Origin of the sequence: Sulfitobacter sp. HGT1, assembly GCF_013282155.1 — a bacterium.
Lineage (GTDB): Bacteria > Pseudomonadota > Alphaproteobacteria > Rhodobacterales > Rhodobacteraceae > Sulfitobacter.
Genome location: NZ_BLWI01000024.1, coordinates 1 through 1671, shown reverse-complemented (window position 1 = coordinate 1671; position 1671 = coordinate 1). Strand labels below are relative to the sequence as shown.

General features: G+C 61.6%; 1 protein-coding gene. It reads right to left on the bottom strand.

The genetic code is table 11. The features are described from left to right. Positions 1-221: 221 nt before the first annotated feature. Positions 222-1577 carry an IS1380 family transposase gene (locus tag HGT1_RS18110; RefSeq protein WP_176251359.1) on the bottom strand — a complete coding sequence of 452 codons (1356 nt, stop codon included), beginning with the start codon at positions 1575-1577 and terminating at the stop codon, positions 222-224. Positions 1578-1671: the final 94 nt, after the last annotated feature.

Below are 1671 nucleotides of genomic sequence, written 5' to 3'. Positions count from 1 at the left end.
CCGACATTCCCCAAGTTGCCTGCCCTCTGAGGCGAGGGTCGCCTGATCAGGCCTGCGGATCAAGTATTTTTTGCCTCTGAGGGTATCCGGAGTTGCGGAAACGCCTGAAGGCGGGTGCCTCATGCTTCGAACTGGTGCCTTGCTGGCCCGGAGGTGATGATTTTCAGCGCTTTGGGCACACCTGTCCTGCCGCTTTCGTCCAGTTTGGGGTTGGACCGCTGTCAGGCGCATATCGGAGGCGCTCGCAGTCGGCGGATGGCGGCAAGGATGGTGCGCACCATTGGGCCAGTGACAACCACCTCGGCGAGTTGGAAGGTGATGGCCCGGGCGTGGCGAACAACGCGAGCGCCGATTTTGATCAGCTTCAGCTGGAGGCTGGTCAGTGACCAGTCTGCCATTTCCTCGGGCAACTCGATGCAGCGCAGGAAGGTGGCGAGGTTGTAAGATAGCGCATGAAGTTGCAGCCGCGCCTCGTTGTCACGGAACTTCTTGCACGACAGCCGTGTCCAGCGGAAGGCATACTTGCCCTCTTTGATGTGCTGCTCGCCCGTGCCTCGTCGGTTGTAGTAGCGGGTGACCTCATCGGGCTCCATGGGCAGGTTGGTGACAATGAAGCCCACACGGGGGAACAGCTCGCCCGGATGCCACTCGATCTTGGCGATGACGCGGCGCGCCTTGTCCCAGGACGCAGCCTGATACTGGAAGTCCTCGTGAAAGCGCTTGACCTTGGTCTGTGACGGACGCCCTACGGGCCGCGTCAGCTGATGGGCGATCTGCTCGCGCAGGACGTTATTGGCGCGCAGCCGGATGGCGTAGAAGTAGCCCGTCTCCTCAAGCCGTTCATAGAGTGCCGGGATTGCATAGGCGGCGTCAGCGCGGAAGAAGCGCCCCCCAAGGTTGCGGCCAGCGTAGCGGGCAATCACCGGATCCAGAACCTCCTGCCAGCCATCGGCACTATGGACGTTCCCGTTGCGCAGGGCGCAGCGCTCCAGCATGCCGAACTGGTTGAACAAGAAGTTTGGGTGGTAGCAGGTGCATCCGAAATGCCCATTCCAGGCCGCGCCCTCCTGGTCCCCGTGTGTCGGACTGACCGAGCTGTCCATGTCCAGCACGATGTATTTGAGACCGTTGCGATCATGAAAGCGGTCAATCCACGCGCCGTTCAGATCGGCCAGCGCCGCCCGGTTCTCGGGCAAGGCCAGCGTCTCGGTCTCGAACCGCCCCATCTGCGTTGCTGAGGCCGCTTGCGCATCGACAGCCCGGCCACCTACGACCTGGCGCATGACCGGATCGAGGGCCAGCCGGTCGGCGTCGTTGACATCCTCGTATCCGGCCAGACGACCGAACACCGATTGCCGGAACAGCCCATCGAGTCGGTGGACGGAGTTCTTGCCTGTGCGAGTGTCGCGCAGTGCCGCTGACGCCAGATCCGATAGCCCGAGCGCGTCATCCAACTCGCGCATCACCAAGAGACCGCCGTCGGAACTGAGCTGCGTGCCATTGAACTCTAGCCGCACACGACGGTCGAAATCCACCCGATCTGCCCGCTGCAAGTCCGCACCCTCTGGGTGATCCATGAAATGCTCCCTTCTCAGCCGTCAACGCCATGATTTATATACGAAATACCACGATCAGGATAGCAAAATCAGAGATTTACTTGGGGAATGCGGG